Consider the following 15,985-nt stretch of genomic DNA (forward strand, 5'->3'; position numbering starts at 1 on the left):
AAGGACCCTCACCATGCACGTGGTCATCCTCGCGGGCGGCAAGGGTGTGCGGCTGCGTCCGTACACCTCGGCGCTGCCCAAACCTCTGGTGCCCATCGGCGAGGAGTACGCGATCCTCGACATCATCCTGCGTCAGCTCAAGTCGCAGGGTTTCACGAGCGCCACCCTCGCGGTCGGCCATCTGAGCCCGCTGATCAGGGCGTTCGTCGGCGACGGCAGCCGCTGGGACCTGGCGGTCGACTACACCGAGGAGGTCACACCGCTGTCGACGATCGGGCCGCTGTTCTCCATCAGGGACCGGCTGCCCGAGCACTTCCTCGTGATGAACGGCGACGTGCTCACCACGCTCGACTACGCCGCGGTGCTGGCCACGCACAGCGCGGCCGACGTCCCGCTGACCGTGGCCACGGCTCCCAGGGTCGTCAAGATCGACTTCGGTGTCCTGGAGGCGCAGGCCGGGCACATCATCGGGTTCAGGGAGAAGCCGCTGCTCAGCTATCTGGTCAGCATGGGCGTCTACGCCCTGTCGCGCAGCGCCATCGCCTCCTACCCCGAAGGCATGGCGTTCGGCTTCGACGACCTGGTGCTCGACCTGCTGGCCAAGCAGACGCCTCCGGCCGTCTACGAGTTCGACGGCTACTGGCTCGACATCGGCAGGCCGGACGACTACGACGAGGCCAACGCGCGCTTCGAGGAGTTCAGGCCGTTGCTGCTGCCCGAGCGGGAGCCGGCGCGATGAGCAGGGTGCTGCTGTTCGGCGCCTCCGGCTTCCTCGGGCGCTGGGTGCACGCCCTGCTCGCCGACGACCCGCGGGTGAGCGAGCTGAGCTGTCCCGGCCGGACCAGGCTCGACCTGCTGCGCGCCGGGCCGCAGGAGGTGGCCGCACTGCTGAACGACACCAGGCCCGATGTCGTGCTCAACTGCGTCGGCGCCATGTCGGGCGGCCCGGACGCCTTGCTGCGCGGCAACGCCGGGGTCGTCGCCTGCCTGGTCGAGGCGATGACCCTGGTCACACCCGCCGCCAGGCTGGTCAGGCTCGGCTCGGCCGCCGAGTACGGCGAGAGCGTCGCCGGCCGCTCCAGCCACGAGGAGGACCGCACCACCCCCGTCAGCGCCTACGGCGTCAGCCACCTGGCCGGGACCGGCCTGATCGAGACGTGCGGCCTCGACGCGGCCTCGCTGCGGATCTTCAACCCGATCGGTCCCGGCCTGTCGGAGCAGAGCGTGCTCGGCCGGGCCACCGCCCTGCTGCGCCGTGCGGCGGCCGAGGGCGCCAGGCACATCGACCTCGGGCCGCTCGGCGCGATGCGTGACTTCGTCGACGTGCGCGACGTCGCCGAGGCCGTCGTCGCCGCCGCGTTCGTGCCCTCGCTCGCCGCTCGCGTGTTCAATGTCGGCAGCGGGAACGCCGTGGCCACCAGGCAGCCGGTGCTCATGCTGGCCGAGCAGGCGGGGTTCGCCGGTGAGATCCGCGAGGGCGAGCCGGAGTCGGCCAGGTCGGCCTCGATCGGCTGGAGCCAGGCCCATATCGGCAGGGCGGGCAGGCTGCTCGGGTGGCAGCCTCGCCACACCATGGCCGAGTCGGTGAAGGAGCTGTGGTGCGCCTCGCCGTACTGGCCCTGATCCTGGTGCTCGCGGGGTGTGCGGGGCCGGTGGCCGAGGCGGGTGGCGGCTTCGTCTACGTGCTGACCGGGTACCCGCAGGGGCGGCTGGACCGGGTGGCGGCGGCTCCGGCCGAGCTGGCGATCGTGGATCTGTCCAGGGACGGCACCGTGCCCGGCTACTTCACCGAGGCCGAGATCGCCCGGGTGCGGGCGAGCGGCAAGCAGGTGCTGGCCTACTTCGAGATCGGCTCGATCGAGGAGTTCCGCACCGAGTACCCGCAGACGCGCGGCCTTCGGCTCAACTCCTGGAAGCAGTGGCCGGACGAGCACTTCGTCAGGTACTGGGAGCCCCTGTGGTGGCAGCGCGTGCTCGCCCCCCGGGTGGAGCAGGCGCTGCGGGCCGGGTTCGACGGGGTCTACCTCGACACGCCGCTCGCCTACGAGGAGATCGACCTGAGCCTGGTGCCAGGCGAGACGCGCGGGAGCCTGGCCAGGAAGATGGCCGACCTGGTCATCAGGATCAGCGCCCACGTCAAACGGGCACGGCCCGGCTTCCTCGTCTTCCCGCAGAACTCCCCCGAGCTGCGCCACCAGCGCGGCTACACCGAGGCCATCGACGGCATCGGCATGGAGGAGTTGTTCTTCCGCGCCACCGACCGGCCGTGCACGGCCGAGTGGTGCGCGGGCAACCTCGCCGAGACCCTCGCACTCAGACGGCAGGGCAAGCGCGTGCTCGCCACCGACTACGCGCAGGACCCCGCCAATGTCAGGGCGGCCTGCCGCCGATACCAGGAGCACGGTTTCGCGGGAAACGTCACCGTGCTCGCTCTCGACACCGAAAGGAACACACGATGCCCAAGACCGTAGGCGTCATCGGCATGGGATACGTCGGCCTGACCCTCACGGCCGCGCTCGCCCGCAACGGCTATGTCGTACACGGCGTCGACAGCAGCCCCGCCGTCGTCGAGGCGCTGTCCAACGGGCGTATCCACGTCTACGAGCCCGGTGTGCAGGAGGTGTTCGCCGAGCATCTCGGCACGCGCATCACGATCGGCTCGCAGTTGCCGGGCACGCCGCTGGACGCCGCCGTGCTGTCGGTCTCGACGCCGGTCGATCTCACGACGGGCAGGCCGGACCTGACCAACCTCGCCGCCGCCGCGCGGCACGTCGCCACCACGTGCTCGGAGGACACGCTGGTGGTCGTGCGCAGCACGGTGCCGATCGGCGCAAGCAGGAGCGTCGTCCTGCCCGAGCTGGGTCAGGGCGCACGCCTGGTGATGGCGCCCGAGCGTACGATCCAGGGCCAGGCGCTGCGCGAGCTCGTCGAGCTGCCCCAGGTCATCGGCGGTCTGGACGAGGAGAGCCTGGCGGCGGGCATCGCGGTGTTCGAGGGGCTGGCCGACCAGATCGTGCCGGTCTCCAGCCTGGAGGCGGCCGAGATGGTCAAGCTGTCGAACAACTGCCACACCGACCTCATCTACGCCTTCGGCAACGAACTCGCCCTGATCGCCGAGACGCACGGCCTCGACCCCCTTGAGGTCATCGCCGCCACCAATCTCGACTATCCCCGGCCGGACCTGGCCAAGCCCGGCTATGTCGGCGGCGGCTGCCTGTCGAAGGACCCGTACATCATGCTGGCCAGCGCGGGCACGCACACGCCGTACCTCGTGGGCAGGGCCAGGGCGCTGAACGAGCGGCTGCCCGCGCATGTCGCCGAGCGGCTGGTCGGGCTGATCCGCGAGGAGTTCGGGCAGAGCGAAGGGGTGCGCCTGTCGGTGCTCGGCTGGGCCTACAAGGGCTGGCCTGCCACCGACGACATGCGCGGCACCCCGATCGCGGACATGATGCCGGTCTTCGAGGCCGCCGGGCTGGTCGTGCAGGGACACGACCCGCTCGTCACCGACGACGTCATCAGGCAGTACGGCGGCAGGCCGCTCAGCCTGGACAAGGCGTTCGCCTCGGCCGAGGCGATGCTCGTCATCAACGACCACCCCGACTACCGGGCGCTGGAGGTCGGGCCGCTGCTGGAGTCCTCGCCGATCAAGGTGCTGTTCGACTCCTGGCGCGTCCTCGACGAGGAGCAGATCACCGAGCACGGCGTACGCTACGCCGGGATTGGATACACCCGATGAAGATCCTTCTGCTGGGCGGGGCCGGGTTCATCGGCCTGCACCTGGCCAGACGGCTGCTGGCCGACGGCCACACGGTGACGATCGTCGACGACTTCTCCCGGGGCAGGCGCGACCCCGAACTGGAGGCGCTGCCCGCCGACGTCAGGTCGGCCGACCTGACCGACCCGGCCTCCTACGCCGCGCTCGAACACGGCTGGGACCAGATCTACATGCTGGCCGCCGTCGTCGGCGTGCGCAACGTCGAGGCCGATCCGGCCCGCGTCATCAGGGTCAACACACTGGCGGTGCTGAACCTGCTGGGCTGGATCACCCCGCAGGAGCGCCTGTTCTTCGCCTCCACCAGCGAGGCGTACGCCGGAGGCGTCAGCGCGGGCGTCGTGCCGGTCCCCACACCCGAAGGCGTGCCGCTCGTCATCGAGGACGTCGCCTCGCCGCGTTTCTCCTACGCCATCAGCAAGATGCTCGGCGAGGCCGCCGTGCTGCACTCGGCGCACGCGGTCGTCGGGCGCTTCCACAACGTCTACGGGCCGAGGATGGGGGCCGACCACGTCATTCCCGAGCTGTCGCTGCGCGCGGCGGCCGGGCAGGATCCGTTCACGCTCTACGGGGCCGACCAGAGCCGGGCGTTCTGCTACGTCGAGGACGCCGTCGACGCCATGATCGCACTGATGGCCACCCCCGAGGCCTACGGCCGCGTCGTGCACATCGGCGACGACACCGAGGAGACCAATATCGGGGACCTGGCCAAGCTCATCCTCAGAACGGCCGGATTCGACCCCTCCGTCATGACCGTGCCCGCCCCCGAAGGCTCGGTCGCCCGCCGCTGCCCCGACCTGACCCTGCTGCGCTCCCTGACCGGCTACGAGCCCAAGGTCGGCCTCGAAGAGGGGGTACGCCGTACCTTCGACTGGTACGGCGGGCGCCGATGACCGCCACGGGCGAGGCGCGTGCCGTCAAGTCGCCGATCTGCTTCTACTACGGCGACGGCGAGCTGGAGCGGCTCTCGGTGTTCGAGAAGGTGGTGCTGCAGGCCGACTTCTACACGCCCGCGCAGCTGGACGTGCTCAAGGACGGCGGCGTGCACACGCTCGGGTACCTGTCGCTGTCGGAGGACGTCGGGCCGCCCGCGCCCTGGCATCGGCCCGAGCGCAACCCCGACTGGGGAGGCGCGTTCGTGCACGTGGGCGATCCCCGCTGGATGGCGCATGTCGTGGACCAGGCCAAGGGGGCGATCGCGACCGGGTTCACCGGGTTGTTCCTCGACACGCTCAACCTGGAGCAGACCTATCCGGAGGACCTGCCGCACCTGCTCACCCTGATCGCCGCGATCCGGGAGGAGGCCAGGCCGGACTACCTGCTGGCCAACCGCGGCTTCGGCCTGCTGCCGCAGATGGCCGACCTGGTGGACGGCGTGCTGTTCGAGTCGTTCTCCGCCCGCTGGGTGGACACCGAGAGCTACGCCCCCTGGCCCGACGACGTGCTGGAGGTGCACGCCTCGGTGGCCGAGCACCTTCTGGAGTTCGACCTCGACCTGTACGCCCTGGACTATGCCGAGGACGACGAGCTGTCGGACTACGCCTATCGCCGGGCCAGGGAGTTCGGCATGTTGTGCTTCGTCAGCGATCGGGTGCTGTCGAAGATCTGATGACCGGACCGGCGCCGTCGCCTGGGAGGCTGTGACGGCGCCGGTCCTTTCGCATGTGCGCGGGATCCGTGAGACAACGGAGGGCGATGGACGTCTCCGATGTCATGTGGGCGCGGCTGGTGGCCGCAGGCACACCTCGCGGGTTCGGGCGGGGCGAGGTCGTGCTGCACCAGGGCGGCGCCTCCACCCATGTCGTGCTGCTGCTGGAGGGGCGGGTCAAGGTGCTGCTGGACCTGGCCGACGGCGGGACGCTGCTGCTGGCCGTACGCGGGCCCGGTGAGGTGCTCGGGGTGATGGGTGTGGTCGGCGAGAGCGACAGGTCGGCGACCGTCGTCGCGCTCGACGCGTGCCGGACCAGGACGCTGGGCGCCGGGCGCTTCCTGACCTTCGTCCGGTCGGCGCAGGAGGAGTCGGTGCTGCTGCGGCGGGCGATGTTGCGGATCAGGGAGGGCGAGGCCTGGCGTGCCGAGACGGCGGCGCTTCCGGCCAGGCAGCGTGTGGTCCGGGCGTTGCTGCGGCTGGCCGTACCCGTGCCCGGCAGGCCGTTGGAGGTGGTGCTCAGCCAGACGGAGATCGGCCAGGCGGTGGGGTTGTCGCGCAGTGTGGTGGCGGCGCAGCTGGCGTGGTTGCGCACCTCGCGGGTGGTTTCGACCGGGGACGGCCGTGTGACCATCGAGGATCCGGCGAGGCTGCGGGCGCTGGCGGTATCAACTGAGGGCGATGTCTGATTTAAGACACCATAGTCGGCAGATCATCTGCATCATGGGCAAGACCGACCACTCGCCAGGGAGGCCCGTCCATGGAGAAGTACAGCGCGCTGCTCAGCGTCGACGCCGAGAAGTTCAGCCGGAACCGTGACGCCGACCTGCCCCGCCTGCACATGGAGATCCGCCACGCGCTGGTGGCCGCCTGCGCGGCGAGCGGCCTGGCCGAGGTGTGGCGATCGGCGGCCTTCGTCGAGAGCACGGGCGACGGGATCCTCGCGATCCTGCCGCACGAGTCGATCGCCACACTCGTCGACAGGTTCCCGCTCAGGCTCCAGGACGCGCTCGCCGCCGTGGCGCCCGAACTGCGGGCCGAGGGGCTGCGCCTGCGACTGCGGGTCGCCCTGCACGTCGGGCTCGTCGACGACGAACGGCCCGAGGCGCCCGGCGTCTCCAGCGCCACCGTCGAGGTCTGCCGGATGCTCGACTGCGGGCCGCTGCGCGACGCCCTGCTGGACAGCGATCCCGACGTCACCTTCGTGGCGTTCCTGGCCTCGCAGGAGATCTTCTCCACATATGTCGCGGGCGGCAGGACCACCCTGCGGCCCAGCCGGTTCACACCCGTGCGGGTGGCGGTGAAGAGCTTCGACCGCACGGCCCACCTCCACGTGCCCGTGCCCTCCTCCATCGCGCCCCCGCCCGCGCCCCCACCCGTACGGCCCGCTCCCCCGGCGGGCGTCTCGCTCAGCGGTGTGCACATCACCGGGCAGGGCTCGCGCAACGTGTTCGGCAACACGGTGACCGGCGACCTGCGCCTGGGGGACTCGTGACGACGACGATCATCGAGGACGTCACGATCGGCGACGACTCCCAGAACGTCTTCGGCAACACCGTCGGCCGCGATCTCGTCGTCCACCAGATCAACACCATCCGCGGCAGGCCCTCGATGATCCTGTGCGAGGAGGACGTCACCGAGAAGGTCGCCGTCTACGTGCCCGTACGCAACCATCGGCGCATCGGCGAGGCTCTGGCCAGGGAGAACGTCATCGCCATCAGCGGCGCACGCGGCTCGGGCCTGGAGACGACCGCCGTCGCGGTGCTGCGGCACCTGAGGCCCGGCGTGCCGATCAAGATCTTCAGCGCCGAGGAGAACGACGTCGACGAGGTCGAGACCCAGAGCCGGACACACGGCTACATCGTGCGCGCCCGCGACGAGCAGCCCGCCCGGCTGCGCACGTTCCTGCATGCCGTACGGGAGGCCAACGGCTATGCCGTCGTGGTCGGCACGCCCGCCGAGCAGCGCCCCTTCGCCACCTTCCTCACGCCGATCACGATCGAGACGCCGCCCGCCGACGCGGTGTACCGCAGCCACCTGTACCGGCGTGGATTCGGCGAGTCGCACTGGCCCGACTGGCGGCGCGGCCTCGAACTGCTCCAGGGCGCGAGCCCCGCCGACGCCGAACGGCTGGCCAAGCTCGCGGCCGAGATCCTGCGCGAGGGCGGCGGCGAGCACGAGGTCGAGCGCGCCTACCTGGGCTGGGCCGACGAGCTGCGCACCTGGTTCGCCAAGCACGCCGAACTGCTCGACCAGGCTCTGATGATCTCCGCCGCCACCATCGCGCCCGCCGACGAGACGCAGATATACGGAGCCGCGCTCGCCCTGACCAGACAGCTGGAGATCAGGCCGCAGGGCGGCGGCCTCGCCTGGACGCCCACGGCCGAACTGAGCCACCTGCTCGACAGCGGCAGGGACGACGACCGGATCGTCTTCCGCAGGCACGGCTACGCCCGATCGGTGCTGCGCCACGTCTGCGGGGAGTACCCGCTGGCCAGGATGGAGCTGCTGTCGTGGCTGGCCGCACTGCCGACCGACACCGTGCTGGCGCTCGACGCCTCGATGGGCTACCGGCTGGTCGAGGAGTTCGCCGGGCTGGCCGCCGACTACGACAAGGCGGAGAAGGTCACCCAGATGGCCCGGACCTGGGCCGAGGCCGAACGCTCCGACCTGGCCTACATCGCCCTCACCGAGACGTGCCTGCACGACGTCGTCGGCGGGCAGGTGCGGCGCACGCTGTACGACTGGTCCAAGCAGCACCACACGCCGCAGACGCTGAAGCTGACCGTCGTGCGGGTGTGCGAGGTGCTCGGCCAGACACATCTGGCCATGGCGCTGACCCGGCTCAAGCATCTCGCCACCCACGGCAACCGGCAGGTACGCGACGAGGTCGTCGAGGTCGTCAGGTCACTGGCCGCACTCGACGCCGACACCGTCTTCCGTACAGTGCTGCAGTGGGCCCGCACCGCCGTACGCGCCCATCCCAGGGACGCCGAACGCCGCCTCGACGTCGCCACCCGGCTGCTGCTCGACGTGATCCCCCGCCCTCGTTTCGGCCACTCCCATCTCAAGGCGATCCTGGACGCCGTCGAACTTCTCGTCTCCGACGGCGACCCGCGCCTGCACCAGCGCCTGCTCGCCTGGGCCGCGGGCGACCTGGCCGCCGTGCACCGCGTGTCCGTCCTGGCCCTGGCCACCACGCTCGCGGCCACGCCCGACGCCCTGACCCCTTCGACCGGCGCCAGGCGTGCCTTCGGCACCACCCTCGTCTTCCAGCTGGCCGTCGTACCCGACGCCGACGGCCTGGCCGCGATCCTCACGACCGCCGAACCCCTCGACCCGCACGCCTACACCCCCGCCTGGCGCATCGCCCTGCGCCGCCCGTCCGAACACCCCGGCCTGCGCGACGCCCTCACCCTCTGGCTCAACACCGCCGCCACCCGCCCCCGCCTCCGCGTCCCCCTCACCACCACCCTCACCACCGCCACCGGGCGCGACCCACTGCTGCGGCGGGTGCTGATCCCCCTGGTGGTGACCTGGGCGGGGACACATCCTCGCCTGCATCGGGGGGTGAAGGAGGCGATCCTCACCCGCATCCTGCTACCGGAGTGGCGCCGCTGGGCACTGGTGGCCTGGGTCCAGGTGCGAGGCGCCCTCACCCCAGGCCGCCAGCCCCGCCGTAGGCGGTAAGGGCAACGCACGGTTGCACTGGCGCGACATCTGGCGAAAATTGTTCACTATTAATACCAGGGCACTATTTATTCCACATACACCAAGAGTGGCAATATAGTCCGATTTGCGGCCCGTCACTGCCAGTAACCAGCAAGGTCAGCAGCCCTCGAAGAATAGCCGCTCATGTGTCGCGCCTTACTCCTCCGACGATGCGACCCTGGCGAACAGCCAACCGTATTTCATGCTATTTCATGATTTCTGACGGAGATGAGTGAGATCCGCTAGTCTCCCGCTGCAATTGACTCTCTAGTGCCGTGGGGAATCAGGTGCACCCCTATCCGGAACACGCTTTCGCCCAGGGCTGGCAGGACGCCTGCAGCCTTCGCGGGGACCTCCTGGCCGGTCGCCCGCTCCCCGCACTGTGGACCAACGACATCCGGCTCCTCCCCGGCGAGGAGTTACATGCCCAAGCGTCACAACTGCACGAGATCTGGTGCGGGATGGAGGTCAGCTATCGCGTATCGGGCATCGCTCTCGGTCACCCTGCTGCCATGGCCGCAAGCTTGGCGGTCAGTTTGGTCGGCAACTCGATCCGTCGCACCAGGGCGCTCCGGCGGGCGATGGACCAATGGCGGCCCATGGGCTGGACGCCGACGCTCGTGACCAGTCACCGCATTCTCGCGTACGCGGACCACCGATGGCACTCATGGGGATTGGATTCCATCATGGGATTGTGGCCTGCCGTGGCCGGCTTCTCGTTCATCGTCCACCTCCAGGGCGAGTATCCGCTGCGTGTGTCGGGCCCTTGGGCGCCCTGGCACTGCGTCGTGCTGAGCTATCTGCTGGACGGCCGCGAACAACTGCTCAACCACGACGAGTTCCGGATGATGGGACCGGCGACCCCACCGCGGATGCGTGCGACATGACAGGCCAGCCCCCGATCAACTTCCGTGCGCACGAACGGCAGAACAAGGAAGGCGCCCGCATCGAGTTCGAGCAGATGCTCGGAATGCTGGTTCAAACCGTTGAAGGCGTCCAGGCCTACACGCTCGAACCGAGCGGCGGGGAAGGTGACTGGGGCATTGACGTCCTGGTCGGAGAACTCCACGACCGCGTCTCCATCTGGCAGGCGAAGTACTTCATCGATGGGTTCAACCCCTCTCACTACCAACAGGTGAGGCACTCCTTCAGATCGGCACTCAAAGGCCGGTCCGATCATGGCCATGCAATCGATCGATGGACTCTCTGTATTCCCTGCAGCATGACGCCCGCCGCCCACAACTGGTGGGCGCGCTGGCGTGCCAAGCAGCAGGCGGCAACCGGTATCAAGATCGAACTCTGGGACGAGACCAGGCTCCGCACCCTCCTCGCCCGGCCTGAGGCGGACCACGTCCGGCATCTGTACTACAACCCCTATCGCCCGCCGTCGGACAACCACGCGGCACCGGTGTCGCCCTCCGTCTCCGGCGACGACGGCCACTGGCGTCCCGGCGCGGTCAACGGCGCGTACCTCCTGCACGAGGACGCCACGGAGACCCTGGCCGCCGACCTCTCGTGGGCGTCACGGCAAGGGAGCGCCGACCAGATCGACCCGCCGGGCCGACGTGTCGTCCTGCGGCAGGTTCAGCTGTTCCGGGACTCGCCTCATGGCCGGACGAGATTCGATGGCCTGCTGGCCCAGGCCGCACTCATGGACGAGCTGGCCGACGTGCGGAACCTGCCGCGCAAGCTCGCCGCGATCCGTGCCGGTGATCGCCTGATGACACTGGCCAGCACACATCCGCGAGGCATGACATGGCGAGAGGCGTTGGGGCCCGCCACTGCGCTTGATCGGCTGGGTGCGGCTGCCGTGACCGCGGCTGCCGCCGCCGCCTGCGACGCCCTCCGCCATCTGCATCGGCGAGGGCACTCCCATCGCGCCTTGAGCCCAGATGCGCTGATCCTTCGGGATGGCAGGCACGAGGCGGCGCTTCGTGATCTCGGACTCGCCGCCGTCGGCGTGCTTCCTGGCGAAGGCGTCGCTCCCTACCAGGCGCCGGAACAGCTTCGGCCCGGCCTGGCGTCCCTGCCGCCGGGGCCACGAACCGACATCTATCAGATCGCCGCACTCGTTCATCACACCGTCTCCGGGCTGCCCGGATCCGCCCTGCCTTTGCGTGCGGTCGTGCCGGGGTTTCCTGACGCGTTGGAGGAATTGTTGGCTCAGGCACTTGATGCCGATCCCGCACGACGTCCTGCCGACATTCGCACCCTCTCGGCGGAGCTGCGCCGGGCCCGCGCCTCGCTGTCTCAGGGGGCAGGGTCATGACAACGGTGCCGGTGCTGCTGAACACAGCCGTCGCGGTCGTGCCGTCCCCGAAGGTCCACACGAAGCTCGGCCCGCCCTTGCATCCGTTCGCGCTGGTCGAGGAGATGAGCGCCCTCGCCCGTGCGGGCGCCCTGCCTGCCCGAATCGACGACGGACGCCTCATTGTCTATACGAGCAGGCACGTCGCCTGGCTCTTCCGTACCAATCGAGGTGACGCCTACAGTCTGGGTAGCGCCGCCCCACGCACGTTCAGGGACGAGGAGCGGCTGGTGACCGCCGCCCTGCTTCTTCGGTGCCCATATGGGTTCCAGGCGTTTCACCACGTGCGCGATGTTCGGCCCGGTATGTCGGCCCACACCGAGCTTCTGCACCACGCCTGGGCGCAGGCGGAGGCGCCGGTCGTCTCCGGCTCGCCTTTACCGCCTCGGCACGGCCACTACCTGGACCTGATGTCCCGGGTGATCGAGGCGGGGAAGGACCTTGAGATCGCCAAGCAGCTGGACGCCGAGCCCTTGCTCTATCGCAACAAGAGCAGCGCCAGGGAACAGCGCCACTCCACCCGCGACGTCTACACCTTCCAACTCCTGCGCACTGTCGAAGTGGCGGAAGGCACCGTGCTCTACGTCAAGGAACGACCAGAGCTGCGGGGCAGAGTCATCCGGATCAAAGGCACAGACCTGACGATCCGGTTCGAACGCGCCATCGACTATGGACAGGTACCGGCCGTCGGAGCACTGATGGCAATGCCGAGCGACCGTATCTTCAGGGCACAGGCCGACGCGGTGACCCGCCTCCGCGAGGGGGAAGCAGCCAACCCCCGCCTGCTCCACCAACTCGTCGATCGGCAGGTCTCCGCGTACGAGCCGGACGCGAACGCTCGGCCGCGCGAGCCGCTCGACCAGGAGAGCGGTCAGCTCGCAGCCTTCCAGCGTGCGCTCACTGTTCCGGACATGCTGCTTGTTCTCGGACCGCCCGGCACCGGCAAGACCAGGACCATAGCCCAGATCGTCGCAGCGTGCGCGGGCCGCCAGCGGGTACTGATCACCTCACACACCAACCGTGCCGTGGACAACGTTCTTGAGAAGCTGCCCGAGGACGTCTTCACCGTCAGGGTCGGCAACGAGGACAAGATGAGTTCTCACGCCAGAGGCCTCATGGTCGAGACACGCGTGCAGCAGGAACAGCGCCGGATCATGGCCGCGACCGAGGGCACCGCAGCGGCACTGGCCGCCTTCTCCCACTCGGATGCGCCTGCTGGGCGCTGGCTCGGATATCTGGCTCAATGCCTCGACGGCGCCGTGTCGGCGGACGATCGGGCCGGTGAGCTTCAGGCCGAGCGAAAGGCTGCCGTCACACGCGTGGCCGCGCCGATCGCCGAGCATCTGCACCAGGCCGAACTCGAACTCACGACCGCTCGTGCACTGACCGCCAGGCTCGACACCGTGTTGCACACCGCACGTCGGCGATACGAGAGCAGTCGTTCCAAGGCGGACTCGGGTGCTTTCGCCTTCTTCTTCCAATGGCTGGCAGGCCGGCGACTGCCCAAGGTCCACTCCGCGCAGCAGGACCTCGCCACTGCTCAGGCCAGGCTGGCGCAGGCCGATGCCGCGAACGCCACCATCCAAGCTCGACTTCAGGAGCGGGTCGCGGGCGACCCACAGGCACTGCGCCTGGCCGAGGAGATCCAAGCCGCACACGCGCAGCGTGAGCGTGAACTCGCCGAGGCGGAACGTGCGACGTCCATGCTCCGTCCCATGATCTCCGCCTGGCTGCCGCTGAACCCGGTGCGGCCCGGTGAAGCGCTCCCTGGCAGACGCATCGAGCAGGCGTCACTGGAACGGGCCGTGGCCGCTCTGTCCGCAAGGGCGGAGATGCTCGCCCAGTGGCGTGCCGGTCTCGCGACGGTCGGCGAGGAGCTGCAACGCGAAATGGTGCGTTACGCCACTGTGGTGGGCGCCACCTGCATCGGCACCGCGACCACGCCGCTTCTGGCCGACCTCGAATTCGACCTGGTCATCGTGGACGAGGCCGGTCAGATCTCAACACCCAACCTGCTGGTCCCGCTGGTACGCGGCAGGCGCACCCTCCTGGTGGGTGATCACCATCAACTGCCGCCGTACCTCGACGAGGAGATCAAGGCGTGGGCCGACGGGCTGATGGCCGACGACGACATCACTCCCGAGGCCGTTGAGACGATCGGCGACGTGCTGCGTCGAAGCGCGTTCGAGCAGCTGTACGGCACGCTACCCGACGATCACCAGATCATGCTGCGCAAGCAGCGACGCATGCCCCGTGAGGTCGCCGATTTCGTCTCCACAGCGTTCTACGGAGGCATCCTGCGCACTGAGCATCCCGGCCGAGACCCGGACCCGATCTTCACAAGCCCATTCGCCATGATCGACACGTCCGACCTCGCACCCTCCCGCAGGCGCGAGACGAAGATGACCGGAGAGAAGGCCGGCTACCGCAACGAGGCGGAAGCCGAGCTGATCGTCCGGCTGATCAACGCCTATGCGCCTCGTTACAAGGACTGGGCGGTGATCGTGCCGTACAACGCCCAGGCCGAGCTGATCCGGCGTCGACTCGACATACCCGAAGCGGCGGAGCAGGTCGGCTCCGTCGACTCATTCCAAGGCGGCGAGCGAGACCTCATCGTGTACGGCTTCACCCGCAGCAATCCCGGCGGCCAGGTCGGATTCCTCAAGGAGCTGCGCCGACTGAATGTGGCCATCTCCAGGGCACGCGCCCAACTGGTCGTCGTCGGCGACACCACGACACTGACCAGAGCGCAGAACAAGGAGTTCGCCCAGCTGATGAAGGCCATGGTGGCCCACGTCGGACGAGTCGGGGACCTGCGGCCATCACACGAGATCAGCGCCCTGATCGACACCGTCGGGGAGGTCTGAATGGGGCAGAACATCATCTACCCCGCGATACGCGCTGTAGAGCATGCGGTCGTCCGATCCGGCGCGCACCCCGTGCGTATCTTTCCCGTTCTATGGCCTCTGTGGCAGGCCGAAGTCACGGCCGACCTCTACGAGCAGCAGGCCTACGAGGTGATCGACCGCTTTCTTGTCCGCGCCGTGGCCGACGGGGGCGTGACGACCGTCGGTGAGCTCAGCAGCTTCTTCGGCCTCGATCGCTCCTTGGTGGATCGATGCCTGCACTTCCTGGCGATCATGGGCCATCTGTCCGTCACGGGCGAAGGCGTCATCCGCCTGACCGAGCTGGGCCTGCGCTCCCACCGCGAGGGAGTGCGCTATGCCTTGCGCAAGGAGAGCCGGAGAAAGCTCCTTTTCGAAAGATTCACCGGACACCCCTTGCCCAAGAGTCACTACGACGGTTCGGTCGCCATCCTAGACACACCCGCCGCGAGCAAGGAGGTGCTGGCCGACAACACCCGCTTTCGTCCGTTGTTCGCGCTGACCCCGTTCAGCGAGAAGCTCGTCACCGGCCTCGCCGCGCGGCCGGATCGGGCCGCCTACAACCTGAATGCCTCGCTCACCGAGATCCGGGACATCCGGTCCCAGGAGGCGTTCCTGCCCGCTTATCTCATCGACACCGCCAAGAAGTCCTTACTGGCCTACACAGCAGCCGGAAGAGATCGCGACCTCTTTCTGGAGGGGATCGTCCATCACGTCCCAGAAGTGCGTGCGAGGGTCGAGGCCGAATTCAGCCTGGATGAACAGTCGCTGTGGCGGGAGTGGCTGGCCGAAAGCGGTCTCGGTCACGGCACGCTCAGTCAGGCTTCGCATGGCGGCTGGCGCGTAGTGCTGGCGGCGAGGGCGTTCGGTCCTGCCGGAAAGCTGCCGCTCAGCCGCGTGGGTTCCTTCCAGCTCCGCAGGAACTACTTCCTTCAGCTGTGGTGCCAGGACGAACGTCTACGGGGTCGCGCAGCACACGAACGCGCCCTCGGCATGGCCAGACAACGCGAAGTCCGCACCCGTGACGACCTGGAGCAGCGTCTCATCGATCTCGCGACGCAGCTCGAGATCGACATCCCCACCATCGAGTCTCTGCGCGCCTATGCCCAACAGAACGGTTTACGCGACCGCATCGCTCACCTCGACACTCTCGAATAGGCACTCTTCATGACCAGCATGAGCATTGATGTCCACTTCTGGAACATCAAGTTTCAGGATCTCTACTACTTCGTCGACGCTGCCCGCGCGATGGGCCACGAAGGAACGACGCAGGTCCCTGTCATATACCGCGACGACGACGGGTACGACTCACCACGCGAACCGGCGGGATTTCAACTCAGGTTCACTCCGGAGAAGTTCAGAGGATTCCCCGCGCCGTGACCTTCGCGGAGTGCGAACAGCTGTGCCGCCTACTGGAAGAGCTCTCGACCGGCGTGCACTCACGCGATCACCTCCCCGGGATTCTGCATTGGCGAGATCGCCTTCGACAGCTCTCCGCACATCGGTGTGACAAGAAGGCGGCTGAATGACACACACAGCCCAGTGATACGCCATCGACGCCTGCATCTCCAACGTGTGTCGCCACCATCTAGCGCACTCGCCTTGTGCTGGCAAGGTGCTGATCCGGCGACAACTTTGAGCCCTTGCCGGTAGGACGCTGT

At 68.5% G+C, this 15,985-nt stretch carries 14 protein-coding genes; all 14 read left to right on the plus strand.

The annotated features are described in order from the left end of the window. Positions 1 to 13 precede the first annotated feature (13 nt). The 14 genes from ACTWNK_RS35590 to ACTWNK_RS35655 all read left to right on the plus strand — a co-directional run bounded on the left by ACTWNK_RS35590 (position 14) and on the right by ACTWNK_RS35655 (position 15,704). Complete coding sequence (locus tag ACTWNK_RS35590; RefSeq protein WP_474309307.1) at positions 14 to 739, plus strand: sugar phosphate nucleotidyltransferase; 726 nt, start codon at positions 14 to 16, stop codon at positions 737 to 739. Beyond that, positions 736 to 1,623 (plus strand): NAD-dependent epimerase/dehydratase family protein, encoded by an 888-nt coding sequence (locus tag ACTWNK_RS35595; protein WP_474309308.1) that lies wholly within the window; start codon positions 736 to 738, stop codon positions 1,621 to 1,623. The genes ACTWNK_RS35590 and ACTWNK_RS35595 overlap by 4 nt, the downstream gene beginning before the upstream one ends. Continuing rightward, positions 1,599 to 2,471, plus strand: a complete 873-nt coding sequence (locus tag ACTWNK_RS35600) for a glycoside hydrolase family 191 protein (protein WP_474309309.1) — start codon at positions 1,599 to 1,601, stop codon at positions 2,469 to 2,471. The genes ACTWNK_RS35595 and ACTWNK_RS35600 overlap by 25 nt, the downstream gene beginning before the upstream one ends. Beyond that, complete coding sequence (locus ACTWNK_RS35605; RefSeq protein WP_474309310.1) at positions 2,456 to 3,736, plus strand: nucleotide sugar dehydrogenase; 1,281 nt, start codon at positions 2,456 to 2,458, stop codon at positions 3,734 to 3,736. Before ACTWNK_RS35600 ends, ACTWNK_RS35605 begins: the two co-directional genes overlap by 16 nt. Next, complete coding sequence (locus ACTWNK_RS35610) at positions 3,733 to 4,665, plus strand: NAD-dependent epimerase/dehydratase family protein (RefSeq protein ID WP_474309311.1); 933 nt, start codon at positions 3,733 to 3,735, stop codon at positions 4,663 to 4,665. Before ACTWNK_RS35605 ends, ACTWNK_RS35610 begins: the two co-directional genes overlap by 4 nt. Further along, complete coding sequence (locus ACTWNK_RS35615) at positions 4,662 to 5,381, plus strand: hypothetical protein (RefSeq protein WP_474309312.1); 720 nt, start codon at positions 4,662 to 4,664, stop codon at positions 5,379 to 5,381. Before ACTWNK_RS35610 ends, ACTWNK_RS35615 begins: the two co-directional genes overlap by 4 nt. A gap of 86 nt (positions 5,382 to 5,467) precedes the next feature. Then, on the plus strand, positions 5,468 to 6,109 hold the full coding sequence (locus ACTWNK_RS35620; protein WP_474309313.1) for a Crp/Fnr family transcriptional regulator: 642 nt from the start codon (positions 5,468 to 5,470) through the stop codon (positions 6,107 to 6,109). Between the two features lie 71 nt (positions 6,110 to 6,180). After that, positions 6,181 to 6,915, plus strand: coding sequence for a hypothetical protein (locus tag ACTWNK_RS35625; protein ID WP_474309314.1), 735 nt, complete (start codon positions 6,181 to 6,183; stop codon positions 6,913 to 6,915). Continuing rightward, a complete protein-coding gene (locus tag ACTWNK_RS35630; protein WP_474309315.1) occupies positions 6,912 to 9,110 on the plus strand; it encodes a hypothetical protein in 2,199 nt (732 codons plus the stop codon). The genes ACTWNK_RS35625 and ACTWNK_RS35630 overlap by 4 nt, the downstream gene beginning before the upstream one ends. Positions 9,111 to 9,406: 296 nt before the next feature. Further along, complete coding sequence (locus tag ACTWNK_RS35635) at positions 9,407 to 10,018, plus strand: hypothetical protein (RefSeq protein ID WP_474309316.1); 612 nt, start codon at positions 9,407 to 9,409, stop codon at positions 10,016 to 10,018. Next, positions 10,015 to 11,400: a protein kinase family protein gene (locus ACTWNK_RS35640; protein ID WP_474309317.1), complete on the plus strand. Its 1,386-nt coding sequence runs from the start codon at positions 10,015 to 10,017 to the stop codon at positions 11,398 to 11,400. The genes ACTWNK_RS35635 and ACTWNK_RS35640 overlap by 4 nt, the downstream gene beginning before the upstream one ends. A gap of 269 nt (positions 11,401 to 11,669) precedes the next feature. Continuing rightward, positions 11,670 to 14,306 carry a DEAD/DEAH box helicase gene (locus ACTWNK_RS35645; protein ID WP_474309318.1) on the plus strand — a complete coding sequence of 879 codons (2,637 nt, stop codon included), beginning with the start codon at positions 11,670 to 11,672 and terminating at the stop codon, positions 14,304 to 14,306. Then, entirely contained in the window at positions 14,307 to 15,482 is a 1,176-nt protein-coding gene (locus ACTWNK_RS35650; RefSeq protein ID WP_474309319.1) for a hypothetical protein, read from the plus strand. Positions 15,483 to 15,500: 18 nt separating this feature from the next. Continuing rightward, positions 15,501 to 15,704, plus strand: coding sequence for a hypothetical protein (locus ACTWNK_RS35655; protein WP_474309320.1), 204 nt, complete (start codon positions 15,501 to 15,503; stop codon positions 15,702 to 15,704). Positions 15,705 to 15,985: the final 281 nt, after the last annotated feature.

The organism is Nonomuraea sp. IBHARD001 (assembly GCF_056106265.1).